The sequence below is a fragment of the Frankiales bacterium genome (assembly GCA_016125335.1).
Lineage (GTDB): Bacteria > Actinomycetota > Actinomycetes > S36-B12 > CAIYMF01 > Longivirga.
Genome location: WGLY01000039.1, coordinates 42846 through 66365, shown reverse-complemented (window position 1 = coordinate 66365; position 23520 = coordinate 42846). Strand labels below are relative to the sequence as shown.

The 23520-nt window shown below is 75.3% G+C and carries 21 protein-coding genes and 3 pseudogenes; 11 read left to right on the top strand and 13 right to left on the bottom strand.

Annotation, left to right across the window (positions count from 1 at the left end):
- Positions 1-10: 10 nt before the first annotated feature.
- From GC157_18085 to GC157_18075, 3 genes are all read right to left on the bottom strand, one after another.
- On the bottom strand, positions 11-1699 hold the full coding sequence (locus GC157_18085) for a phospho-sugar mutase (GenBank protein ID MBI1379364.1): 1689 nt from the start codon (positions 1697-1699) through the stop codon (positions 11-13).
- Complete coding sequence (locus tag GC157_18080; protein ID MBI1379363.1) at positions 1696-2514, bottom strand: purine-nucleoside phosphorylase; 819 nt, start codon at positions 2512-2514, stop codon at positions 1696-1698. Before GC157_18080 ends, GC157_18085 begins: the two co-directional genes overlap by 4 nt.
- 87 nt (positions 2515-2601) lie before the next feature.
- On the bottom strand, positions 2602-3057 hold the full coding sequence (locus GC157_18075; protein ID MBI1379362.1) for a gamma-glutamylcyclotransferase: 456 nt from the start codon (positions 3055-3057) through the stop codon (positions 2602-2604).
- 38 nt (positions 3058-3095) lie between these two features.
- Here GC157_18075 and GC157_18070 point away from each other — a divergent pair, with 38 nt between their 5' ends.
- Complete coding sequence (locus GC157_18070; protein ID MBI1379361.1) at positions 3096-4484, top strand: NAD(P)H-quinone dehydrogenase; 1389 nt, start codon at positions 3096-3098, stop codon at positions 4482-4484.
- Positions 4485-4552: 68 nt separating this feature from the next.
- Here GC157_18070 and GC157_18065 read toward each other — a convergent pair whose 3' ends face one another.
- From GC157_18065 to GC157_18055, 3 genes and pseudogenes are all read right to left on the bottom strand, one after another.
- Positions 4553-5332: a hypothetical protein gene (locus tag GC157_18065; GenBank protein MBI1379360.1), complete on the bottom strand. Its 780-nt coding sequence runs from the start codon at positions 5330-5332 to the stop codon at positions 4553-4555.
- A 434-nt stretch (positions 5333-5766) separates the two neighbouring features.
- Positions 5767-5877, bottom strand: a pseudogene (locus GC157_18060) (methanol dehydrogenase).
- A gap of 1448 nt (positions 5878-7325) precedes the next feature.
- Positions 7326-9083 carry a biotin/lipoyl-binding protein gene (locus tag GC157_18055; GenBank protein MBI1379359.1) on the bottom strand — a complete coding sequence of 586 codons (1758 nt, stop codon included), beginning with the start codon at positions 9081-9083 and terminating at the stop codon, positions 7326-7328.
- Positions 9084-9358: 275 nt separating this feature from the next.
- Between GC157_18055 and GC157_18050 the strand changes: the two genes are divergently transcribed.
- Positions 9359-10879, top strand: a complete 1521-nt coding sequence (locus GC157_18050) for an acyl-CoA carboxylase subunit beta (GenBank protein MBI1379358.1) — start codon at positions 9359-9361, stop codon at positions 10877-10879.
- A 26-nt stretch (positions 10880-10905) separates the two neighbouring features.
- Here GC157_18050 and GC157_18045 read toward each other — a convergent pair whose 3' ends face one another.
- On the bottom strand, positions 10906-11397 hold the full coding sequence (locus tag GC157_18045) for a hypothetical protein (GenBank protein MBI1379357.1): 492 nt from the start codon (positions 11395-11397) through the stop codon (positions 10906-10908).
- A gap of 164 nt (positions 11398-11561) precedes the next feature.
- On the opposite strand from GC157_18045, the gene GC157_18040 reads away from it, so the two are divergent.
- The 3 genes from GC157_18040 to GC157_18030 all read left to right on the top strand — a co-directional run bounded on the left by GC157_18040 (position 11562) and on the right by GC157_18030 (position 13132).
- Complete coding sequence (locus GC157_18040) at positions 11562-12389, top strand: phytanoyl-CoA dioxygenase (protein ID MBI1379356.1); 828 nt, start codon at positions 11562-11564, stop codon at positions 12387-12389.
- A 2-nt stretch (positions 12390-12391) separates the two neighbouring features.
- The gene (locus GC157_18035; GenBank protein MBI1379355.1) at positions 12392-12736 is read left to right on the top strand and encodes a DUF1801 domain-containing protein; all 345 of its coding nucleotides are present in this window, start codon (positions 12392-12394) and stop codon (positions 12734-12736) included.
- A 96-nt stretch (positions 12737-12832) separates the two neighbouring features.
- Complete coding sequence (locus tag GC157_18030; GenBank protein MBI1379354.1) at positions 12833-13132, top strand: hypothetical protein; 300 nt, start codon at positions 12833-12835, stop codon at positions 13130-13132.
- Between the two features lie 83 nt (positions 13133-13215).
- Here GC157_18030 and GC157_18025 read toward each other — a convergent pair whose 3' ends face one another.
- The 4 genes from GC157_18025 to GC157_18010 are packed head-to-tail and all read right to left on the bottom strand — an operon-like array spanning position 13216 to position 16498.
- Positions 13216-14010 (bottom strand): hypothetical protein, encoded by a 795-nt coding sequence (locus tag GC157_18025; GenBank protein MBI1379353.1) that lies wholly within the window; start codon positions 14008-14010, stop codon positions 13216-13218.
- A complete protein-coding gene (locus GC157_18020) occupies positions 13997-14662 on the bottom strand; it encodes a septum formation inhibitor Maf (protein MBI1379352.1) in 666 nt (221 codons plus the stop codon). Before GC157_18020 ends, GC157_18025 begins: the two co-directional genes overlap by 14 nt.
- A gap of 10 nt (positions 14663-14672) precedes the next feature.
- Positions 14673-14891, bottom strand: a complete 219-nt coding sequence (locus tag GC157_18015) for an acyl-CoA carboxylase subunit epsilon (GenBank protein ID MBI1379351.1) — start codon at positions 14889-14891, stop codon at positions 14673-14675.
- Positions 14888-16498 carry a methylmalonyl-CoA carboxyltransferase gene (locus tag GC157_18010; GenBank protein ID MBI1379350.1) on the bottom strand — a complete coding sequence of 537 codons (1611 nt, stop codon included), beginning with the start codon at positions 16496-16498 and terminating at the stop codon, positions 14888-14890. Before GC157_18010 ends, GC157_18015 begins: the two co-directional genes overlap by 4 nt.
- Between GC157_18010 and GC157_18005 the strand changes: the two genes are divergently transcribed.
- The 4 genes and pseudogenes from GC157_18005 to GC157_17990 all read left to right on the top strand — a co-directional run bounded on the left by GC157_18005 (position 16388) and on the right by GC157_17990 (position 20372).
- The gene (locus GC157_18005) at positions 16388-17413 is read left to right on the top strand and encodes a biotin--[acetyl-CoA-carboxylase] ligase (protein MBI1379349.1); all 1026 of its coding nucleotides are present in this window, start codon (positions 16388-16390) and stop codon (positions 17411-17413) included. The genes GC157_18010 and GC157_18005 overlap by 111 nt on opposite strands.
- Before the next feature lie 68 nt (positions 17414-17481).
- Positions 17482-18027: a PH domain-containing protein gene (locus tag GC157_18000; protein MBI1379348.1), complete on the top strand. Its 546-nt coding sequence runs from the start codon at positions 17482-17484 to the stop codon at positions 18025-18027.
- The gene (locus tag GC157_17995; protein MBI1379347.1) at positions 18024-19037 is read left to right on the top strand and encodes an adenylate/guanylate cyclase domain-containing protein; all 1014 of its coding nucleotides are present in this window, start codon (positions 18024-18026) and stop codon (positions 19035-19037) included. The genes GC157_18000 and GC157_17995 overlap by 4 nt, the downstream gene beginning before the upstream one ends.
- A 90-nt stretch (positions 19038-19127) precedes the next feature.
- Positions 19128-20372: pseudogene (locus GC157_17990) on the top strand (diguanylate cyclase).
- 70 nt (positions 20373-20442) lie between these two features.
- Here GC157_17990 and GC157_17985 read toward each other — a convergent pair.
- A pseudogene (locus tag GC157_17985) lies at positions 20443-20613 on the bottom strand (cellulose-binding protein).
- Positions 20614-20958: 345 nt separating this feature from the next.
- Between GC157_17985 and GC157_17980 the strand changes: the two are divergent.
- Positions 20959-21642, top strand: a complete 684-nt coding sequence (locus tag GC157_17980) for a response regulator (protein ID MBI1379346.1) — start codon at positions 20959-20961, stop codon at positions 21640-21642.
- Positions 21643-21644: 2 nt separating this feature from the next.
- The gene (locus GC157_17975; GenBank protein ID MBI1379345.1) at positions 21645-23078 is read left to right on the top strand and encodes a HAMP domain-containing protein; all 1434 of its coding nucleotides are present in this window, start codon (positions 21645-21647) and stop codon (positions 23076-23078) included.
- Here GC157_17975 and GC157_17970 read toward each other — a convergent pair.
- Complete coding sequence (locus GC157_17970; GenBank protein MBI1379344.1) at positions 23009-23488, bottom strand: GtrA family protein; 480 nt, start codon at positions 23486-23488, stop codon at positions 23009-23011. The two genes, GC157_17975 and GC157_17970, sit on opposite strands and share 70 nt — an antisense overlap.
- Positions 23489-23520 lie beyond the last annotated feature (32 nt).

Sequence of the window (23520 nt, the reverse complement as noted above, 5' to 3'; positions counted from 1 at the left end):
GCAGACCCGGTCAGCCCAGGCCGAGGACGCCCGTCATCGCGTCGGTGAGCTCGGCGAGACGATGCGCGGCGACCAGCCGCGAGGCCTCGACGTCGCTCGTGACGGGCACCACCACCTCGAGGTAGCACTTGAGCTTCGGCTCGGTGCCGCTCGGGCGCACCACCACACGGGTGCGCTGCGCCAGCCGCAGCCGGACGCCCTCGGTGGGCGGCAGCCCGTCGACGCCGTCCGCGAGGTCCTCGAAGGACTCGACGGCGAGCCCCGCCACCTCCGACGGCGGAGCCGCGCGCAGCCGGGCCATCGCGTCCGTGATGAGCGAGAGGTCCTCGACCCGGACCGAGAGCTGGTCCGTGGCGTGCAGCCCGTGCTCCACCGCGAGCGCGTCGAGCACGTCGTGCACGGTGCGCCCCTGCGCCGCGAGCACGGCCACGAGCTCCACCACCAGCAGCGCGGCGCTGATGCCGTCCTTGTCCGCGACGTGCGGCGAGTCGACGCAGTAGCCGAGCGCCTCCTCGTAGCCGAACGCGAGGCCCGGCACCCGGCCGATCCACTTGAAGCCGGTGAGCGTCTCGTGGTGCTCCACGCCGTACGCCGCGGCCATACGCGAGAGCAGCGACGACGACACGATCGAGCAGGCGTACGGGCCCGGGGTGCCCCGCTCGTGCACCCACCAGCCGAGCAGCCAGCCCACCTCGTCGCCGCGCAGCATGCGGTAGGCGGGGCCGCCCTGCGCGCCGCGGTCGCGCGTGGGCACCGCGACCGCGCACCGGTCCGCGTCGGGGTCGTTGGCCACGACGACGTCGGCGTCGGCCTCGAGCCCCTCCTCGAGGGCGAGGTCCATGGCGCCCGGCTCCTCCGGGTTGGGGAACGCCACGGTGGGGAACTCCGGGTCCGGCGCGAACTGCGCCGCCACCACCCGGGGCTCGGGGAAGCCGGCCCGGCGCAGCGCCTCGACCACGACGTCGCCGCCGACCCCGTGCATCGGCGTGTAGGCGATGCGGACCCGGCGCGAGGAGTCCTCGCGCACGAGCGCGGCCGCGGCGGCGAGGTAGGCGTCGAGCACGTCGTCGCCGAGCGTCTCCCACCCGGACCCGCGCGGCACGTCGTGCACGGGGCCGACCGCGGCGATCCGCTCGCTGATCGCGGTGTCGGCCGGCGGCACGATCTGCGTGCCGTCGCCGAGGTAGACCTTGTAGCCGTTGTCCTGCGGGGGGTTGTGGCTGGCCGTCACCATGACCCCCGCCGCGGCGCCGAGGTGGCGGATCGCGAAGGCGAGCACCGGCGTGGGGAGCGGTCGCGGGAGCAGCAGCCCGTGGATGCCTGCCCCCTCCATCACCTCGACGGTGTCGCGGGCGAAGGCGTCGGACTTGTGCCGCGCGTCGTAGCCGACCACCACCGTGAGCGGCCCGTCGCCCGGGACGTCGCGCAGGTACGCCGCGAGCCCCGCGGCGGCAGCGGTGACGACGGCGCGGTTCATCCGGTTCGGACCCGGGCCCAGCGCCCCGCGCAGCCCGGCCGTGCCGAACTCGAGCCGGCCCTCGAAGCAGTCGAGCAGCTCGGCGGCCGCTCCCTCGTCGCCGCTGCCCGCCGAGCCCAGCAGCCGGTCGAGGGCGATCCGCGTGTCCGGGTCGGGGTCGTCGTCGAGCCAGGCCCGCGCGCGGTCGAGCAGCGTGGGGTCCGGGAGGGCGGGGGCGGTCACAGCGCGGGCACCACCTGGGCGAGCAGGCGGCCCATGCGCTCGGCCGCGGCGCGGCCGGCGTCGAGCACCTCCTCGTGGTTGAGCGGCTCGCCGGAGAGGCCGGCGGCGAGGTTGGTGACGAGCGAGAGCCCGAGCACCTCCAGCCCGGCCTCGCGCGCCGCGATCGCCTCGAGAGCCGTGGACATGCCCACGAGCTGGGCGCCCATGATCCCCGCCATGCGCACCTCGGCCGGGGTCTCGTACTGCGGGCCGCGGAACTGCGCGTAGACGCCCTCGGGCAGCGACGGCTCGATCTCGCGGCAGCGGGCACGCAGCCGCGCGGAGTACAGGTCCGTGAGGTCGACGAAGGTCGCGCCCCGCAGGGGGGAGGCGCCGGTGAGGTTGATGTGGTCGCTGATGAGCACCGGCGTGCCCGGCGTCCACGACAGGTCGAGGCCGCCGCAGCCGTTGGTGAGCACGACGGTGCGGCACCCGGCCGCGGCCGCCGTGCGGACGCCGTGCACCACGGCCTCCACGCCGCGCTGCTCGTAGAAGTGGGTGCGCCCGAGCATCACCAGGGCGCGCACGTCGCCCGCGCGCACGCTGCGCACCCGGCCCGCGTGGCCGGCCACCGCGGGCGGCGCGAAGTGCGGGAGGTCGGCCACGGATAGCTCGGCCACGGTCTCGCCGATGAGGTCGGCCGCGGGCACCCAGCCCGAGCCGAGCACGAGAGCGACGTCGTGCTTCTCGACGCCGGTGATCCGCGCGAGCTCGGCGGCGGCCTCGGCGGCGGCGGCGGGCGGGTCGGTCTGGAGGAGGTCGGGGGTCTCGGGCACGCGGCGACGCTACCGACAACCGCGGCGGGAGTCAGCCGCGGCGACCGCTGGCCGCGGGGCCGCCGCGGCGCACCTCGCGCGGGCGGGTCAGCCGACGCTGCGGCACGGCCTGCGGCGCAGCTCCGCGACGTAGTCGTCCGGTGCCCCGGCGGCCTCGGCGGCGTCGGCGATCATCCCGAGGTAGCGGGCGCTGGGCAGCCCGCCCTCGTAGCCGTCGAGCACGTACAGCCATGCGGTGACGTCGCCGTCGAGCGTGGCGACGCGGACCCGGATCTTGGTGTAGATGCCGAGGTCGGTGCCCTCCCACCCGTCGAGCGCGGCCTCGTCGGCCTCGGAGATGTCGTAGAGCCCGACGAAGACCTGGCTGGTGGGCTCGGCGTCCTCGACCACCGTGGCGAGCGCGCCCTCCCAGCCGAGCTCCTCGCCGCCGAAGGTGAGCCGCCAGCCGACGAGCCAGCCGGTGCCGCGCCCCGGGGAGTGCGGTGCGCGCAGCAGCATCTGGACCGGGTCGAGGTTGGACCCGTAGGCCGCGTACAGCGTCACGCGTCGAGGCTAGCGACGCGGTACGCAAGGATGAGGGCATGACGCGCGTGGTGATCGTCGGCGGCGGCCCCGGCGGCTACGAGGCCGCCCTGGTGGCCGCGCAGCTCGGCGCCGAGGTGACCGTGGTCGACCGCGACGGCATCGGCGGCTCCGCCGTCCTCACCGACTGCGTGCCCAGCAAGACCCTCATCGCGACCGCCGAGGTGATGACCTCGGTGGCCGAGAGCGTCGAGCTCGGCGTGCGCACCGCGGCCGACGACGCGCAGGTGCAGCTCTCGGTGCGGCTCGGGGAGGTCAACGACCGGGTCAAGCGGCTCGCCGCGGCGCAGTCGGTCGACATCCAGGCCCGGCTCGAGCGCGAGGGCGTCCGCGTGGTCCGCGGGATCGGCCGGCTCGACGGCCCCACCGCGGTGGTCTCCGAGTCGTTCGACGGCGTCACCGAGAACCACCCCGCCGACGCCGTGCTGGTCGCCACCGGGGCGCGGCCGCGGGTGCTGCCCGACGCCGTGCCCGACGGCGAGCGGATCCTCAGCTGGGAGCAGGTCTACGACCTCGACGCCCTGCCGGAGCGGCTGGTCGTGGTCGGGTCCGGCGTCACCGGCGCCGAGTTCGCCTCGGCGTACGACGCGCTGGGCTCCGAGGTCGTGCTGGTGTCCTCGCGCGACCGCGTGCTGCCCGGCGAGGACCCCGACGCCGCGCAGGTGCTCGAGGACGTGTTCCGGCGGCGCGGCATGAAGGTGCTCGGTCGCTCGCGCGCGCAGGCGGTGCGGCGCACGGCCGACGGCGTCGTCGTGGTGCTCGCGGACGGCACGGAGGTCGAGGGCTCGCACTGCCTCATGGCCGTGGGGTCCCTGCCCAACACCGAAGGCCTCGGGCTCGAGGACGCCGGCGTCGCGCTGACGCCGTCCGGGTTCATCGAGGTCGACCGCGTCTCGCGCACCTCGGCCCGGGGCGTGTACGCCGCCGGCGACGTCACCGGCGTCCTCATGCTCGCCTCGGTCGCCGCGATGCAGGGCCGGCTCGCCATGTGGCACGCGCTCGGCGACGCCGTGCGCCCGCTGGACCTCTCGACCGTGTCGAGCAACGTCTTCACCGAGCCCGAGATCGCCACGATCGGCGTCACCCAGGCGCAGGCCGACGCCGGCGAGATCGACGTCCGGGTCGTCAAGCTGCCGCTGGCCACGAACGCGCGCGCGAAGATGCAGGGCCTGCACGACGGCTTCGTGAAGCTCTTCGCGCGCCCGGGCACCGGGATCGTGGTGGGCGGCGTCGTCGTGGCACCCAAGGCCAGCGAGCTGGTCTTCCCGATCGCGCTCGCCGTGGAGCACCGGCTCACCGTCGACCAGGTGGCGGGCTCGTTCACCGTGTACCCGTCGCTGTCCGGCTCGATCGCCGAGGCCGCGCGCCAGCTGCACCGCCGCGCCTGACCCGTCGTTACTGCCGCAATGACCGGAGACCGGCGGGTTCTCCGCGTCTTCGGGCAGTAACGACGGGGTCAGAGGCGCTTGGCGCGGGCCGAGCTCGTCGAGACGCGCAGGGCGACGGCGCTGACCGCCTCGAAGGCCTTCGCCGGCACCCGCGACAGCTCGGAGACCAGCGCGGCCTTCCACCGGGTGTCGGACGTGCCCTGGAAGTACCAGGGGCTGCCGTTGTCGGCGAGCACCAGGCCGTAGCGCTTCATCGCGCGCAGCACCACCTGCGCGTCGCGGGAGAACGACGAGATCGGGTACGAGGCCTTGAGCCGGAAGCGGGCACCCATCGGCGGGTACGCGTGGTTGCTGACCGACCCGGCCTGGTGGCGCGCCGGCCACACGTACGCGCGGTCGGTGATGCTCGTGGTGAACCGGATCGCGTGGTCCACGCGCCCCGCCGCCACCTCGTCGTAGCGCAGCAGCCCGGGCAGGATCGGCAGCCCGGCCGCGTCGGCCGAGGTCCATCCGGCCGGGCGCAGCGCGTCGGACGTGAGCGACCACACCGCGCCCGAGCCCGCGTGCCACCCGCTCGAGGTGCGCCGGGTGTCCCAGGTCTCGAAGAGCTGGCAGGTGGCGGCGTCCACGACGACGGCGTGCCGGTCGCCCGACGCCCCCGATCCGCCCTCGATCCGGGTCGAGGCGCCGAGCGGGTAGCGCACCCGGTCGCTCTCCGACGCGTAGGTGAACGACACCGGCACCCGGGCTGCGCCGTTCACCACCGTGATCGGGATGCCGTAGGGCACCGGCTGCGCGCCGAACGCGGGCCCGAAGTCGGCGTGCAGGTGGCGCGTGGACGACTGCATGTGGCTCAGCCACTGCGCCGAGCGCGGGTTGACCGGCAGCCGCGAGACGTCGGCGTGCCAGTAGTTGTCGGCCGGGAACGCGGTGCACGTGGTGCCCGGGATCCGCGCGGCGGTCGGTGCCGGCGTCGTGGCCGCCGGGGCGAGCCGGGTGGCGGCACGGGCCGAGTACGCCGTGGCAGCAGCCGGGGCGCCCGCCCGCGCCGCGGCCGAGACCGGGGCCGTCGAGGGGGCGAGCACGAGGCACGCCGCGACCAGGCCCGACACCGCGGCTGCGGCGCGGGTGCGGCGGGAGGCACGAGTCACGCCCCGGGTATCGGCATCCGTGGCTGCGGGCCGATCCGCCCTCCGGGTGGTGGACGCGCGTCCCGCGGGGCCGGCGCGACCCGCTCCTGGCTGCCGGACGTCCGCGGAGCTGCCGTCCGACGTCAGAAGTCGCCGCCCCCGCCGAAGCTGCCGCCCCCGCCGCCGAAGTCGCCGCCCCCGAACCCGCCGCCCCCGAAGTCGCCGCCGCCACCGCGGAAGTCGCCGCCGCCGAAGATGCCGCCGGCCTGGGCGCCGTGGTCGACGTAGGCGGGGTGGCTGAAGGCGCCCCCGAGCATGGAGCCGACGAACAGCGCGGTCATGAGGTCGGCGCCGCTGCTGGCGTAGTAGCCGCCGGCGTACGGCGCGTACTGGCGGCCCGCGGCCCAGTAAGGCATGCGCTGCCCGGCCATCTCCACCTCGCGGGGCCGCGGCAGCGCGCCGGACTCGAGCGTCACCGCGCAGGCCTGGCACACCGGGACGGGGCGCACCGCGCCGCCGTCCGGCGCCCACATGACGTCCTTCACGCTCGGGCCGTGGCGCGGGTCGACGAAGCACGGGGGCCGGCGCTCGGGCAGCGGGGTGCCGGCCAGCCGCGCCTGCACGCAGGCCAGGGCGAACCGGCCGTCCTCGAGCGCCGAGGTGACTGCCTGCGCGTCCTCCGGCCGGGCCATCCGCTCGGCGCCGGCCTTCGCGTTCTCGTAGGCGTCCAGCGCCCGCTGCGCGTCGGCGCGGCCGGCGTCGTCGAGGTGCGGGTCCTCCACGTCGAGCCTCGCGACGGCCTCGCCGTACGCCGTCACGTCCTCGTCGACGGTGCGCCGCACCGCCGCGGTGCGCTCCGCGGTGGCCGCCGCGTTCTTGCGGTAGGCGTAGACGCCGAGCCCGCCCACGGCCAGGGCGCCGACGCCGAGGACGGCCAGGACCGCCCCGCCCCCGGGGGCGCCGCCCAGCTCACCCGGCAGGCCGGTGCCGCCGTCGACGGGGAAGCCGGCGCCCGGGTCGCCGACCGTGCCGCCGTCGCCCGTCCCGGTGCCGGAGCCGGTGAGCAGGGGCGCGGACTGGTCGATGAACGCGGTGATCGTGGCGAACGCGCCCTCGGCCTTGTGCTGGCTGTAGGCGAGCGTCGCCACCGGCGCGACGACGCCGGCCTGGTCGGTGTCGCCCGCCCGGAACGCCGACGACGAGGAGTCGCCCATCCACAGCACATAGGTGCCCGACTCGCCGACGTCGCGCGCCAGCGTGGCCAGCGTCGTGCTGGAGGAGCCGTCGACCGCGGCGCTCTTGGGCAGCACGGCGACGAAGTACGAGTAGCCGCTGTCGCGCACCTGCGCGCGCACCTGGTCGGCCTGGGCGCCGGTCATGACGGCGGCGGACTCGGGCGCGACGTAGACGGTCTCACCCTGCAGCAGCGCGGCAGCGGCGTCCTCGACGGTGGTCGCCGCAGCCACGGCCGCCGGCTCTGCCACGGCCGCCGGCTCGGTCGCCGACGCGGACGTCGCTGCGGGCGATGCCACGGCGAGGGCGAGGCCCAGGCCGGCGGCGAGCGCGGTCGCCGCGGCGAGTCGCGGCAGGGCACGGGGTCGGCGGGTGCTCATGCGCCCATCCTCACATCCGGGCGCCCGCGAGTCCGCGCCGTTGCGGCCCGACCGGACGCCCGCCCGGCCGGCGCCCGGAGCGTGCGGCCCGGCCGCCCTCAGCCCGTGATCTCGAGCAGCACGGTGCCGCTGGGCACGGTGGCGCCGACCTCGGCCGCCAGACCGGTGACGGTGCCGGCCTTGTGCGCCGTGAGCGGCTGCTCCATCTTCATGGCCTCGAGCACCACGACGAGGTCGCCCGCCTCGACGGCCTGGCCCTCCTCGACCGCGACCTTGACGATCGTGCCCTGCATCGGCGCGGCCACCGAGTCGCCGGAGGCCGCCGAGCCGCCCTTCTTGGCCGTGCGCTTGGGCGCCTTCTTGGGCCCCGCGCCGCCGCCCCCGTTGCCGAGCGCGATGCCCGCAGGCAGCACCACCTCGAGCCGCTTGCCGCCGACCTCGACGGTGAGGCTCTGGCGCTCCTCCGGCTCGGCGAGGTCCGAGGCGGTGGCCGAGTAGGCCGGGATCTGGTTGTCGAACTCGGTCTCGATCCAGCGGGTGTGCACCGAGAAGGGGGTGTCGTCGTCGGTGGCGAAGGCCGGGTCGCGCACGACCTCGCGGTGGAACGTGAGCGCCGTGGCGATGCCCTCGACCCGGAACTCGTCGAGCGCGCGGCGGGCCCGCTCGAGCGCCTGCGCCCGGGTGGCGCCCGTGACGATGAGCTTGGCCAGCAGCGAGTCGAAGTTGCCGCCGATGACGTCGCCGGCCTGGAACCCGGCGTCGAGGCGGACGCCGGGGCCGGACGGCGGCTCCCACACCGTGAGGACGCCGGGGCCGGGCAGGAACGAGCGGCCCGGGTCCTCGCCGTTGATGCGGAACTCGAACGAGTGGCCGCGCAGCACGGGGTCGTCGTAGCCGAGCACCTCGCCGTCGGCGATGCGGAACTGCTCGCGCACGAGGTCGATGCCGGCGACCTCCTCGGACACCGGGTGCTCCACCTGGAGGCGGGTGTTGACCTCGAGGAAGGAGATCGTGCCGTCGAGGCCCACGAGGAACTCGCACGTGCCGGCGCCGTAGTAGCCGGCCTCCTTCACGATCGCCTTGGAGGCCCGGTAGAGCTCCTCGACCTGCGCGGGCGAGAGGTAGGGGGCCGGCGCCTCCTCGACCAGCTTCTGGTGGCGCCGCTGCAGCGAGCAGTCGCGCGTGGAGACGACGACGACGTTGCCGTGCTGGTCGGCGAGCACCTGCGTCTCGACGTGGCGTGGGTTGTCGAGGTAGCGCTCGACGAAGCACTCGCCGCGCCCGAAGGCGGCGACGGCCTCGCGCACCGCCGAGGCGAACAGCTCCGGGATCTCCTCGAGGGTGCGGGCCACCTTGAGGCCGCGGCCGCCCCCGCCGAACGCGGCCTTGATGGCCACCGGCAGGCCGTGAGCGCGGGCGAACTCGACGATCTCGTCGGCGTCGGCGACCGGGTCCGGCGTGCCCTCCACCTGCGGCGCCCCGGCGCGCTGGGCGATGTGCCGCGCGGACACCTTGTCGCCGAGGTCGCGGATGGCCTGCGGCGGCGGGCCGATCCAGGTGAGCCCGGCGTCGATGACGGCCTGGGCGAAGTCGGCGTTCTCCGAGAGGAACCCGTAGCCGGGGTGCACGGCGTCGGCCCCGGAGCGACGGGCGACGTCGATGAGCTTGTCGACCACGAGGTAGGTCTCGGCCGCCGTGGAGCCCCCGAGGGCGTAGGCCTCGTCGGCCGCCTTCACGTGCAGCGCGTCGCGGTCGGGGTCGGCGTAGACGGCGACGCTCGACAGCCCGGAGTCGCGGCAGGCCCGCGCGACGCGGATGGCGATCTCGCCTCGGTTGGCGATGAGGACCTTGGAGATGGTCATCGCAGGTGCGCTCCTGACGCCGGGTGCCGATCGGTCGGGCGGGTCGTGGCCCTCGCGGAACCGCGACCGACCCCCCGTCACCTTGCCAGAACGGGGCCCCGTCACGCGGGGCGGGGCGCAGGTCCGTGCGCCCGCGCCGCGCGCACCCGCCGGGTGCCGTCCGCGCGGCCCGGAGGGGCTACGGTCGCGGTGCGGGCCGACGACGGAGTCGGCCGCGAGGTCGGGCGGGCGGCCACGGCGTCCCGCCCCGGTCCGGAGGGGGTCGACCCGTGAGCGACGACGCGATCCGGGCCGCGCGGGAGGCGACCCTCGCGGTGCCCCCCGCGGCGGCCGCGAAGCTCGCCGCCGCCGGCAAGCTGCACCCTCGCGAGCGCCTCGCGGTCCTGCTCGACCCCGGCTCCTTCGTCGAGGACGGCCAGTTCGCCCACGCGCTCGTGCCCGGCCTGCCGGCCGACGGCGTCGTCACCGGCCGGGGGACGGTGGACGGGCGGCACGTGCTCGTGGTGGCCAACGACCCGACGGTCAAGGCCGGCTCGTGGGGCGCCCGGACGGTGGAGAAGATCGTCCGCGTCACCGAGGTGGCGCTGCGCGACGAGCTGCCGGTGTTCTGGTTCATCGACTCCGCCGGGGCGCGCATCACCGACCAGGTCGACCTGTTCCCGGGCCGGCGCGGGGCCGGTCGCATCTTCCGCAACCAGGTGGCGCTGTCGGGCCGGGTGCCGCAGATCTGCTGCCTGTTCGGGCCGTCGGCGGCGGGCGGCGCCTACATCCCCGCGTTCTGCGACGTCGTCATCATGGTCGAGGGCAACGCGTCGATGTACCTCGGCAGCCCGCGGATGGCCGAGATGGTCGTGGGCGAGAAGGTCACGCTCGAGGAGATGGGCGGGGCGCGCATGCACGCCACCGTCTCCGGCTGCGGGGACAACCTCGCCCACGACGACCACGACGCGATCGAGCAGGCCAGGCTCGTGCTGTCCTACCTGCCCGGCTCGTGGCGCGAGCAGCCGCCGGTGTACGCCGCGGAGCCCCCGGCCCGCGAGCTGACCGCGGAGCTCGTGCCCATGCCGGAGTCCAAGCCCTTCGACGTGCACCAGGTGGTGGAGGCGCTCGTCGACCACGAGTCGTTCTTCGAGATCAAGCCGCTGTTCGCGGCCGAGATCGTCGTCGGGCTCGCCCGCATCGAGGGCCGGCCGGTCGGCGTGGTCGCCAACAACAGCGCGGTGCGCGGCGGCGTGCTCTTCGGCGACAGCGCCGACAAGGCCGCGCGCTTCATCTGGTGGTGCGACGCGTTCAACGTGCCGCTGGTGTACCTCGCCGACGTCCCCGGCTTCATGATCGGCTCGCGGGTCGAGCGCGAGGGGATCATCCGCCACGGCGCCAAGATGATCACCGCGGTGTCGGAGGCCACCGTGCCGCAGGTGTCGGTCGTGCTGCGCAAGGCCTACGGCGCCGGCCTCTACGCGATGGCCGGCCCGGGGTTCGGCCCGGACGCCTGCCTCGCGCTGCCCACCGCGCGCATCGCGGTGATGGGCCCCGAGGCCGCCGTCAACGCCGTCTACGCCAACCGCATCGAGGCGATCGAGGACGACGCCGAGCGGGCGGCGTTCGTCGCCGAGCGGCGGGCCGAGTACGAGGCCGACGTCGACCTGCTGCGGCTGGCCAGCGACCTCGTGATCGACGCGATCGTGGAGCCGGGGGAGCTGCGCCGCGAGATCGCGCTGCGCCTGGCCGCCGCCGCGGGCAAGGACCGGTCCTTCAGCGCCCGGCGGCACGGCGTCCCCCCGGTCTGACCCGGCTGCCCACGGCGTCAGCGCGGTCAGTGCGGCTTGAGCAGGATCTGCAGCCCGATCACGAGCAGGCCGACGACGCCGCCGCTGGCCGCCGCGGCCCACCAGCGCCAGCCGGTGAGCCCGGCCATGCGCCCGGCGACCCCTGACACCACGACGAGCGTGGCCACGGCGGTCCACAGCAGCACCCGGATCGTGCTCAGCACGTCCAGGGGGCTGAGCCAGCCGATGCCGAGCACCACCAGCGGGGGCAGCGCCGCGACGAACCACGGCGCCTGGTCGACCGTGAGCTCCCACCACTCCGGACGGGTGAGCGGCCTGCGGAGCTCGGCGTGGGCGTGGAGCACCTCGGCGAACAGGTGCGCGAGGGCCAGGGCCACGAGCGGACCGAGGATCACCCCGAGGACGCCGAGGAACGTCGCCAGCCCCTGCCAGCCGTCGTAGACGGCGAGCACCGACATCAGCACGACGGTCGCGTACACGAGCCGGTCGAGCCGGAGCCGCCACGCGCCGATCTGCACGCCGACGTCGTCACCATGGTCCACGCGGGCATTGTGTCCCCACACCCGCGGCGGTACGGACGGACCCACGAGTCCCCGGCCGCATCCACCGGTCCGGAGCCTCCGCGGACGCGACGCGGCGGTACGGCTGCCCCTAGCGTGGGCCGCGGCCCGAGGAGGAGCCCATGACGACCGCACTCGACCTGTCCGTGGTCGACGACGCCAGCGTGGCGCAGTTCCGCGCGCAGGGGGCCACGGTGGTGCGCGGCCTGTTCGACGCCGACGAGGTGGCGACCATCGAGCGCGGCATCGAGCGCAACCTCGCCGAGCCGGGTCCGCTGTTCCTCACCGCCAGCCGCGATGACGACCCCGGCCGCTTCGTGGAGGACTTCTGCGGCTGGCAGCGGATCGAGGAGTACCGCGACATCGCGTTCGGCTCGCGCGCCGCCGACGTCGCGGGGGCGCTCATGGGCAGCCGCGAGGTGCGGCTCTACCACGACCACATGCTGGTGAAGGAGCCCGGCACGCGCCAGCCCACGCCCTGGCACCAGGACCAGCCCTACTACAACGTCGACGGGACGATGACCTGCTCGATGTGGGCGCCGGTCGACCCGGTGCCGCGCGAGTCCACCCTCGAGTTCCTCGCCGGGTCGCACCTGCAGGGGTGGCGCATGCCGCGCACGTTCCTCGACGCCCAGGCGAAGTGGTTCCCGGAGGGCAGCCTCGCCGAGCTGCCCGACATCGAGTCCGACCGCGCCTCCTACGACATCCTGGGCTGGGAGCTGCGCCCGGGCGACGCCGTCTTCTTCCACATGCTCACGCTCCACCACTCCTACGGCGTCCCGGGGCCGGGCAGGCGGCGCGCGTTCTCGCTGCGGTTCCTGGGCGACGACGTCACGCACGCCCCGCGGCCCTGGCGCACGTCCCCGCCGTTCCCGGGGCTGGAGGACGAGCTCGCGGCCGGCGCCCCGCTCGACCACCCGCTGTTCCCTGTCCTGCGGCGCCGGGGCTGAGCATGGGCACGGTCGACGACTACCTGGCCGGGCTCGACGAGCCCGCGCGCGCGGCGTTCGCCCGCGTCGTCGAGATCGCCTGCGCCGTGGCGCCGCAGGCCGAGCAGGGCACGAGCTACGGCATGCCGGCGCTGCTCGTCGACGGCCGGCCGCTGCTCGGCGTCAAGGCCGCCTCGGGGCACCTGAGCGTGTACCCGTTCAGCCCGGCCGTGATCGAGGCCGTCGCGGACCGGCTCGCCGGCTTCGCGCTGAGCAAGGGCACGCTCCGGTTCTCGGCCGAGCGGCGGCTGCCGGACGACGTCGTGCGCGACGTCGTGCGCCTGCGGCTGGCGGAGATCCTGCGCTGAGGCCGCGGACTCACCCGTCCGGCGGGTCGGTCGCGCGGCGCGGGAGGTCGATGTCGGAGGGGTCCGCGCGTCCTACCCCCGGAGGAGGCCCCCCCCATGAAGCGCGCCCCCCTTGCCGTCGCCCTCGTCTGCCTCGCGGCAGCCCTCACCGTCCCCGCCGGCGTCGCGCTCGCCGACGACTCCGGCCGCACCGGCGGCGCGATCACGACCCCCGAGTCGCCCATGCCGGCCAACGGCGGCGACCAGGGCTGGGGCAACTGCGGCCACAACTCCAGCGGGGGCAACCCGCACACCGGCGACAACGGCAACGGCGGCGGCAACGGCGGCGACGTGAAGGCCGACTGCGTCACGGCCACGCCGACGCCGAGCGACACGAGCACGCCGCCGGCCACCTGACCGGGCGCCCGGGGTACCGGCCGCGCCCGCCCGTCGGGCCGCGGCCGGTCGCCCGGGCGCGCCCCGCGCGCACCGTCTGCGCGTCAGCGCAGCGGCGGGAGGAGGCGAGCGGCCTCCTCCTCGGTCACGCGCACGTCGAGCTCGTCGGCGAGCAGGTCGCGCAGCTCGTGGTCGGGCACCGACCGCCGCTGCTCGCCCGTCGCGCGCACGACCCGGTACTCGCGGTCCTGCAGCGAGCGCACCTCGTCGTCGAGGATCAGCGAGGCCACGAAGCGGTTCACGAAGCTCGCGCTCGGGTGCCGGTGCGACCAGAAGTGGCCGATCTCGCAGTCGCTCTGGCCGTACTCGAGCAGCTCGAACCGGTACAGCGACGTCCAGTCGCCGTCCTCGAGCTTCTGCATCGTCCAGTGCTCGGGACGCAGCTCGACGACGCGGAAGCTCCGCCAGGACGACCCCACCACCGCGCCGCCGAGCGGCACCGGCAGATGGGGGCCCGGGGCGCCGAACCCGACGTCGACCACGTGCGGCGTGCCGTCGAGCTCGACGACGTTGATCCGGTGGGTCAGCCCCGGGTGCGGGTTCCCGCTCAGCAGCACGCGGCCGAGGCACAGGCGCGGGCGGAGGCCGAGCTCGTCGAGCACCTCGTGCACGAGCCCGTTGTGCTCGAAGCAGTAGCCGCCGCGCCGGCGCACGACGATGCGGTCGAGCAGCTCCTCGGGTGCCAGCGGCAGCGGGTCGCCGAGGCGCGGGCCGACGCTGGTGAAGGCGAGCGTCGCGACGTGCCGGCGCACCACCTCGGGCAGCAGCCCCGGGCCGCGCTCGGCCCCGTCGAGGCCCAGGGCGGCCAGGTACGCCGTGGTCAGCTCACTGCGGTCCACGCGTGCCTCCGTGCCAGAGGTCGGTCCACGGCACGCCGAGGCCGGCGAGCAGGCGGCGCAGCAGCGGCAGGCTCAGGCCCACCACGTTGCTGGGGTCGCCGTCGATGCGCTCGACGAACGGGCCGCCGAGGCCGTCGAGGGTGAACGCGCCGGCGACGGCCAGCGGCTCGCCCGTGGCGACGTAGGCCTCGACCGTCGCGTCGTCGAGGTCGGCGAACTCCACTGCGGTGGAGGCGACGCCCGAGGCGGTGCGGTCCTGCGCGGGCGCCGCGCCGAGCACCAGCACGGTGTGCCCCGTGCGCAGCCGCCCGGAGCGGCCGCGCATCGCGTGCCAGCGGCGCACCGCCTCCTCGGCGTCGTGCGGCTTGCCCAGGGCGACGCCGTCGAGGTCGAGCACGGAGTCGCACGCCACCACCACGGCGCCGGGCAGCTCCGCGCGCACCGCCTCCGCCACGGCCGCCGCCTTCGCCGCGGCCAGCGCCGCGGCCACCTCTGCGGGATCTGTACGGCCGGCGGCAGCCATCGCCGCCTCGAGGGCGTCCTCGTCGACGCCGCTCACCCGCACCACCGGCTCGATCCCGGCGGCGCGCAGCAGGGCCCTGCGCGCAGGGGAGGCGGACGCGAGCACCACGGTGCGCGTGGAGCCGGTCACCAGCGCCGCCTCACCGGGGCGCGTAGGTGGCGCGCCAGCCGCCGGCGGGCAGCGCGTGGCGCAGCGACCGGGCCGGGTCCGCCCACGCCGACCGGGCGCGCCGCGGAGCCGGGTCGCCGCCGCCGCTCGCCGCGACGACGGCCACCAGCGCCGCGATCTCGGTGGCGTCCGGCTCGCCGCGCACGACGCGCAGCACCGGCCGCTCCACGGCCTCCGGCTCGTCGCTCACAGCGGGATGTTCCCGTGCTTCTTCGGCGGCATCGCGGCGCGCTTGGTGCGCAGCGCCCGCAGCGCCCGCGTGACCTGTGCCCGCGTCTCGCTCGGCCGGATGACCGCGTCCACGTAGCCGCGCTCGGCCGCGACGTAGGGGTTGGCCAGCGTGCGCTCGTAGTCGGCGATGAGGGCCGCGCGCTCGGCGTCGGCGTCCTCGGACGCCGCGAGCTCGCGGCGGTAGAGGATGTTGACCGCGCCCTGCGCGCCCATCACCGCGATCTGCGCGGTGGGCCAGGCGAGGTTGACGTCGGCGCCGAGGTGCTTGGACCCCATGACGTCGTAGGCGCCTCCGTAGGCCTTGCGGGTGATCACGGTGACCAGGGGCACGGTGGCCTCGGCATAGGCGTAGATGAGCTTGGCCCCGCGCCGGATGATGCCGTTCCACTCCTGGTCCGTGCCGGGCAGGAACCCGGGGACGTCGACGAAGGTGAGCACCGGCACGTTGAAGGCGTCGCAGGTGCGCACGAAGCGGGCGGCCTTCTCCGACGCCTCGATGTCGAGCGTGCCGGCGAACTGCATCGGCTGGTTGGCCACCACGCCCACCGAGCGGCCCTCGACGCGGCCGAACCCCACGATGATGTTGGGCGCCCAGAGCGCCTGGATCTCGAGGAAGTCGGCGTCGTCGAGGACCGACTCGATCACCCGGTGCATGTCGTAGGGCTGGTTGGGCGAGTCCGGCACGAGCGTGTCGAGGGCGAGGTCGCTCTCGGAGGGCGCGAGGTCCGCGTCGACGTCGAAGGCCGGCGCCTCGTCGAGGTTGTTGCTGGGCAGGAAACCGAGCAGCGCCTTGACGAAGTCCATGGCCTCGGCCTCGTCGGCCGTCATCGCGTGCGCGACGCCGGACTTGCTGTTGTGGGTGCGCGCGCCGCCGAGGTCCTCGAAGCCGACGTCCTCGCCGGTGACCGTCTTGATGACGTCCGGCCCCGTGATGAACATGTGCGAGGTCTTGTCGACCATCACGGTGAAGTCGGTGATGGCGGGGGAGTAGACCGCGCCGCCGGCGCACGGGCCCATCACGAGCGAGATCTGCGGGACGACGCCGGAGGCGAGCACGTTGCGCCGGAAGATCTCGCCGTACAGGCCGAGCGAGACGACGCCCTCCTGGATGCGGGCGCCGCCGGAGTCGTTGATGCCGACGACCGGCACGCCCGTCTTGAGCGCGAGGTCCATGACCTTGACGATCTTCTCGCCGAAGACCTCGCCGAGGCTCCCGCCGAAGACGGTGAAGTCCTGCGCGAACACGCACACCTGGCGACCGTCGACCGTGCCGTAGCCCGTGACGACGCCGTCGCCGTAGGGCCGGTTGTCGGGCAGGTCGAAGTTGTTCGACCGGTGGCGGGCGAGGGCGTCGAGCTCGACGAACGAGCCCTCGTCGAGCAGCATCTCGATGCGCTCGCGGGCCGTGCCCTTGCCGCGCGCGTGCTGCTTCTCCACCGCCTTGGCCGACGCCGCGTGCGAGGCGGCGTCGCGCCGCGCCTCGAAGTCGGCGAGCTTGCCGGCCGTGGTCTTGGGGTCGTCCTCGGGCGCGGTCCCCGTCGTCTCGAGCTCCGGCGCAGCGGTCACCGGGTCACCTCTCGTCCGTCTCGGTCCCGTCGGCGCGGGCCTGTCTCGTACCTTAGCCAGGTGACCTCCCCCGACTCAGCGGACGGTGACGGCCGGCCGGAGGACCCCCGCGAGTGGCGCGACGACGTCCTGCGCCGGGCCCTCGACGGCGCCGGCGACGGGGGCTGGGGACCGGTCGTGGTGCTCGGGTCCACCGGTTCCACCAACGCCGATGCCGCCGACCAGGTGGCCGAGGGTGCGCCCGAGGGCTTCACGGTCGTCGCCGACGAGCAGACCGCGGGACGAGGCCGCCTCGACCGCACGTGGACCTCGCCGTACGGCGCCGGCCTGGCGATGTCGGTGGTGCTGCGACCGGTGGTGCCGGACGAGTCCTGGGGGTGGGTCCCGCTCACGGCGGGCCTCGCGGTGGTCGAGGCGCTGGCCCGGCAGGGGCTGCGCTGCGGGCTCAAGTGGCCCAACGACGTCGTGGTGCCCGGGCCGGACCGCGCGGGCGGCCCGGGCCCGCGCAAGCTCGGCGGGATCCTCGTGGAGCGCGTCGGGCGCGCGCTCGTGGTGGGCATCGGCGTCAACACCGGCCTGCGCGCCGACGAGCTCCCGGTGCCCACGGCGACCTCGGCCCGGCTCGAGGGCGTGGCGGTGTCGCGCGAGCGCCTCGTCGTGGACGTGCTCGACGCGCTGCGCGGCCGCTACGCGCGCTGGCAGCAGGGGCAGGGCGACGCCCGCCGCACAGGTCTGCTCGACGAGTACGGCGCCGCCTGCGTCACCCTCGGCGCCGAGGTGCGCGCACTGCTTCCGGGCGAGCGCTCCGTGGAGGGCACGGCGTACGCGATCGACGACCAGGGCCGGCTGCTCGTACGGACCGGCGGGGGCGGGACGGAGAGCGTGTCGGCGGGCGACGTGACCCACCTCCGCTGACACCGTGCGGCCCGGCAATCCCCGCGGTCCCCGCGCCCGATCCCCGGGCGGCGTGCCACGATGCGGCCATGGCGTACCCGAAGAAGCTCCTGGCCGACGACGAGCAGATCGTCTACGAGCTGCGCCCGCACTGGCGCGCGCTCGTCGCTCCCGCGTTCGTCTTCCTCGTGACGCTCGGCGTCGGCTTCTTCCTCCTCGCGAAGTTCGACAACGCCGCCGTGCGCTGGATCGTCGCCGGGGTGATGGTGATCGCCCTCGTGGTCTGGGTGGTGCGCCCGTTCGTCTACTGGTACTCGACCCAGTACGTGTTCACCGACCACCGCATCATCGTGCGCACCGGCATCATCGCCCGTAAGGGCCGCGACATGCCGCTGTCGCGCGTGAACGACGTGTCGTTCTCGCACTCCTTCATCGAGCGCTTCCTCAACTGCGGGACCCTCCAGGTCGAGTCGGCCGGCACCCAGGGCCAGCTCGTCATCACCAGCGTCCCCAATGTCGAGCAGATCCAGCGCGACATCTACCGGCTGCACGACGAGGACGACATGCGCCGGCGCCAGCAGTACGAGCAGCGCCCCGGTCCGCCGCCGCCGGTCCCCGGCCCGTCGTCCGAGTGACCGAGCCGGGCGGCGGGGGACGGCGCAGCGACGAGGTCGTCGACGAGCTCGTCGACGTCGTGCTCGGCGCGCCGCGCCGGCTGCGGCGCGAGCAGGTGGCGCACGACGCCGGCGTCCCGCTGCCCGAGGCCCGGCGGCTGTGGCGCGCGCTCGGCTTCGCCGACGTCGGCGACGCGGTGGAGTTCACCGATGCCGACGCCGACGCCCTCCGGCTGCTCGGCACCCTGCTGCGCCGTGGGGTGCTCGACTGGGGGGTCGCGGTCGAGGTGGCCCGCAGCCTCGGCCAGACGGCGGCCCGGCTGGCCGACTGGCAGACCGACACGTTCGGCCGTCTGCTGGTCGAGCGCGGTGCCGTCGACCGGCGCGACCCGCTGTCCGAGGAGTCCGCGGCCGCTCTGTTCCGCGAGCTGGACCTCCTGCTCCCAGTGCTCGAGCGGCTGCTCGTGCACGGCTGGCGGCGCCAGCTCGCCGCCGCGGTCGAGCGCGCGCTGGGGGACGCCGAGCGCGAGGGCGCGGTCGAGACCGGCCACCTCACGGTGGGCTTCGCCGACCAGGTGGGGTTCACCCGGCTCTCGCGCCGCCTCGAGGAGCAGGAGCTCGCCGACCTCGTCGACCGGTTCGAGTCGAGGTCGGCCGACGTCGTCGCCGCGGCCGGCGGACGGCTGATCAAGACCCTCGGCGACGAGATCCTCTTCGTCGCCGACGCTCCCCGCGCCGCCGCCGAGATCGGGCTGCGCCTCATCGAGGAGCACCGCACCGACCGGCGCGTGCCCCGGCTGCGGGTCGGCCTCGCGACCGGGGTCGTCGTGGCGCGGCGCGGCGACGTCTTCGGCACCACCGTCAACCTGGCGAGCCGGCTCACCGCCGAGGCCCGGCCCGACTCCGTGCTGGTGGACCCGGTCACCGCCGTGGCGCTGACGTCCGCTCCGGGCGTGCGGGTGCTGCCGCTGCTCCCGCGGCCGGTGCGCGGGCTCGGCCTGGTGGCGCCGGCGGTGCTCCAGCGGGCCTGACCGCCCGGGCCCGCCCCCGGTAGTCGGACGACGGAGGGTCGGTCGGGCGGTTCGGCAGACAGGGGCCCGCCGCCGTGCTGTCGTGCTCGCATGCCCTCGCGCCGGTCCCGCCGAGCGACGGGGGTCATCCGTTCGGGCCAGCGGACCACCGGAACGGGTGAACGGCTGCCGGGCCCGCCTGCCGATACAGACCTCGTGCGGGACGGCGCGGACATCGATCCGGGGTCCGGGCACGCGGGCGTGCCCGCGGCCGACCTCGGCTTCCGGCTGCGCTCGCTCATCGAGTTCGTCTCGCTGGTGTCCGCGGCGCGCGGCTACGCCGACCTGCTGCGGGTGATGGCGGCGGAGGGCCGGCGCGCGCTCGAGGCGTCCTGCGTCTCCCTCTCGCACTGGGAGCGCGACCGCGGCCGGCTGCGGACCCTGGTCAACGACGGCGAGCTCGGGCCCGGCCAGGTCCACGACCCCGTCGACGAGACCTACCTGCTCTCGGAGTACCCGCTCGCCCGCAAGATGCTCGCCGACGGCGTCGGCTACGCGCAGAGCCTCGACGACGAGGACATCGACCCGGCCGTGCGGCGCATCCTGGTCGAGGAGGGCAAGCACTGCGCCCTGGCCGTGCCGATCATGTACGAGGGCCGGATGTGGGGCGAGCTGTGGGCGTCCCGGTCCGCGGGCCAGCCCGTGTTCACCGACGACGACGTCGACTTCGCCCGCATCGTGTCCGCCCAGGTGGGCGCCGGGATCGCGCAGGCCGAGCACCTGGCCCGGGTCGAGCGCCTGGCCTACACCGACGACCTCACCGGCCTGGCGAACCGCCGTGCGTTCGAGGACCGCCTCGACGAGGCGCTCTCGCTCTACCGCAGCCACGGGTTGCCGGTGGGGATCGTGGTGGTCGACGTCAACGGCCTCAAGCGGATCAACGACCGGCACGGGCACGTGGCCGGGGACTCCTCGCTCCTCACCTTCGCCAGCGAGCTGTCCGCCGCCGCCTCGACGTACGCCGACGCCCTCGCGGCCCGCCTCGGCGGCGACGAGTTCTGCGTCCTCGTGATGGGGTCCAGCGGCGACGACGTCGTGGCGCTGGCCCAGGACATCTGCCGCCGCGCCTCCGGCGTGCTCGACGAGGGCGTGGCCTGCGGCGTGGCCACCACCGACGACCTGCCTACCACCGCGGTGACGCCGTCCCGCTTCCTGCGGGCCGCCGACGCCGCGCAGTACCGGGCCAAGCGCGCGGGGCTCCAGGCGCCCGTCGTGGCCGGCCGCACCTCGTCCCTGCCCGGCGACGCCGACGGTGACGAGGACCAGCCCGAGCGCCGGCAGTTCCGGGGGCGCGGCGCGCTCGGCCCGGGCCCGGTGCTCGACGAGGTCGTCCGCCGGCTCGACGCCAGCGTGGAGCACGACCCGCTCAAGCGCCTCGTGGTCGTGGCGGAGGTGCTCGCCGAGAGCGTGGACGCCTCGAGCTGGTTCGTCTCGCGCATGGCGGCGGGCTCGCGGACCGTCCGCACCGAGGCCTCGGCCGTCTCGCGCGGGGTCGAGGGGGCGGAGTACTACGTCGTCGACGACTACCCCGTCGAGGAGTACCCGGCCACCTACGCGGCCCTCACCGGGCACCACGTGATCGTCGACGTCGACGACCCGCGCAGCGACCCGGCCGAGGTGTCGCTGCTCATGCTCGCCGGCCAGTCCGAGATGCTCATGAGCGGCCTGGCGGACGGCGCCGGCGACCACTGGGTCGTGGAGATCCTCGGCGACGAGCTGTCCGCGCCGGTGCGCCCCTACGCCGCCGTGCTGCGCGCCGGCGTCGCCCTCGCCCTGTGCCGCTGACCCGGACCGGGCACCTGCCGGGCGGGGCCCTCCCGCGGTCCGCGGCGGCCTTCCGCGTCGGTCCTCCGTGCCCGGCGGACGGCCCTATCCTGGCCGCGTGAGCGCCGCGCCCAACCGCGTCCTCGTGGCCGAGGACGACGCCGACATCAGCGAGCCGCTGGTGCGGGCCCTCTCGCGCGAGGGCTACGACGTCACGCTGGTCACCGACGGGTGCGCCGCCCTCGCCGCGGCGCTGTCCGGCTCCTCCGACCTCCTCCTGCTCGACCTCGGCCTGCCGGGGATGGACGGCCTGGAGGTGTGCCGGGCCCTGCGCGGCCAGGGCAGCACGCTGCCCGTGCTGGTGCTGACGGCGCGCACCGCCGTGCCGGACCTCGTGGTGGGCCTCGACGCCGGCGCGGACGACTACGTGAGCAAGCCCTTCCGGCTCACCGAGCTCCTCGCCCGCGTCCGCGCGCAGCTGCGCCGGGCGCCCGCGCCCGAGCCCGAGGCGCTCCGCGCGGGCGGCCTCGTGGTCGACCTCAAGTCCCGCCGGGTGAGCGTCGACGGCGTCGAGGCGGCGCTGACCCCGAAGGAGTACGACCTGCTGGTCGTGCTGCTGCGCCGGGCCGGCTCGGTCGTCCCCCGCGAGCAGCTCATGCGCGAGGTGTGGCAGACCGAGTGGTTCGGGGCCACCAAGACCCTCGACATGCACGTGTCGACCCTGCGCCGCAAGCTCGGCTCCGCCGGGTCGTTCATCGCCACCGTGCGCGGTGTCGGCTTCCGGCTCGACCGGCCGGAGTGACCGTGCGCCGCCGTCTGCTCCTCCTCGTCTTCTCCACCACGCTGCTGGCGCTGACGATCCTCGGCGTCGTCCTCATGACCGTGATCTGGGCGGCGATGTCCAGCGCCAAGGACGAGCACGCCCATGACACCGCGAGCTTCGTGGCGAGCTACCTCCAGGACTCGATCGTCGCCAACGACGGCGCCGCCCACATCACCGAGTCGACGCTCATCCGCGTTCCTCGCAACGACGCCTGGCTCCAGGCCGTCCTCCCCGACGGCCGCGTGGTGCAGACCGGTCCGGTCCCCGACGGGGGCGGCTTCACCGGGACCGGCACGGCGGGCTCCGGGCCCACGCGGGTGACCGTCACGGCCGTGATCCCGCGCAGCCTCCTGGTCGGCGAGGTCGTGCAGGAGGGGCTCATCGTCGTGGCGCTGTCGCTGCTCGCCCTCGGCGTGGCGATGGTCATCGCCTCGGTCTACGCCCGAAGGCTCACCCGGCCGCTCGAGGACTTCGCCGAGTCCGCCGAGCTGCTCTCGACCGGCGACCGCCGCGCGGTGGGGCGGCGGTACGGCATCGAGGAGCTCGACGCCGTCGCCGACGAGCTCGACCGCGCGGTCACCAGCTTCAACGACGTCCTCGAGCGCGAGCGCCGGGTCACCGCCGAGGCCAGCCACCAGCTGCGCTCGCCGCTCACCGCGCTCTCGCTGCGGCTCGAGGAGATCCTCGCCGCCGACGACCTCGACGTGGTGCACGCCGAGGCCACCGCCGCGCTCGGCCAGGTGGAGCGGCTCTCCGGCGTCGTGGACGACGTGGTGTCCGTCGGGCGCGGCTTCCCGCTCGAGGCGGCGTCGCGCTACCCGATCGACGACCTCGTGCGCGGCCAGGTGGTGGAGTGGACCCCGGCGTTCGAGGCGCAGGGCCGGGAGCTGGAGGCCCTGGGCAGCGTCGGGCTCTGGATCACCGGGGCCCGCGGCGCGCAGGCGCAGGTGCTGGCGACCCTCATCGAGAACTCGCTGGTGCACGGCGGCGGCCGCACCATGGTGCGGGTGCGCGCGTCGGGCACCTGGGTGGTGATCGAGGTGGGCGACCAGGGCGCCGGGGTGGCGCCGGAGGTGGAGCGGCGGGTCTTCGAGCGCAGCGTGAGCGGCGGCGGGGGCTCGGGCCTCGGGCTGGCGCTCGCGCGCACGCTGGTGGCCGCCGACGGCGGCCGGCTCGAGATGATCTCCGCCCGCCCTGCGGTGTTCGCGATGTTCCTGCCCACCCGGCGCAGCCGTGCCTCCGACCAGCCGGGGCCGGAGACGTCGGGGGAGCCGGCGCTCCCGGCCCCCGCGGAGCCGTCCGCGCAGGCGCAGGACGGCGCCGCTGCCGCGGTCGCGGAGCCGGGTCAGACGGAGGTGGAGATGGCCGCCTCGTCCGCCGCGGCGGGGTCCGCGGGGAACACCCAGCGCCGGTAGGACCAGAAGCGGAACAGCGTCCCGAGGCCGAGGCCGACGACGTTCGCGCTGATGTTGTCGGCGACCGGCCCGGTGAGACCGAGGGCGTAGTGGCTGAACCACAGGCAGGCCACGGAGATGCCCAGGCCCACGCCGTTGAGCACGAAGAACAGCAGGTACTCGCGCCGGAACGTGGTGCGGCCGCGGTTGCGGAAGGTCCAGTAGCGGTTGCCGAAGTAGGCCACCGTGGTGGCCACGGTGACGCTGATGACCTTGGCGGTGAGCGGCTTGTCGTAGAACGGGCCCTCGCCGCCGGCGAAGCGCAGCACGTTGAACAGGCCGACGTCGACGACGAGCGCGACGATGCCGACGACCCCGAACTTGGCGACCTCGTGCAGCAGGCTGCCGAGACGCTGGGAGAGGCCGTGCATCAGCGACCGCTGGCGGGGGGTCTCGGGCACCG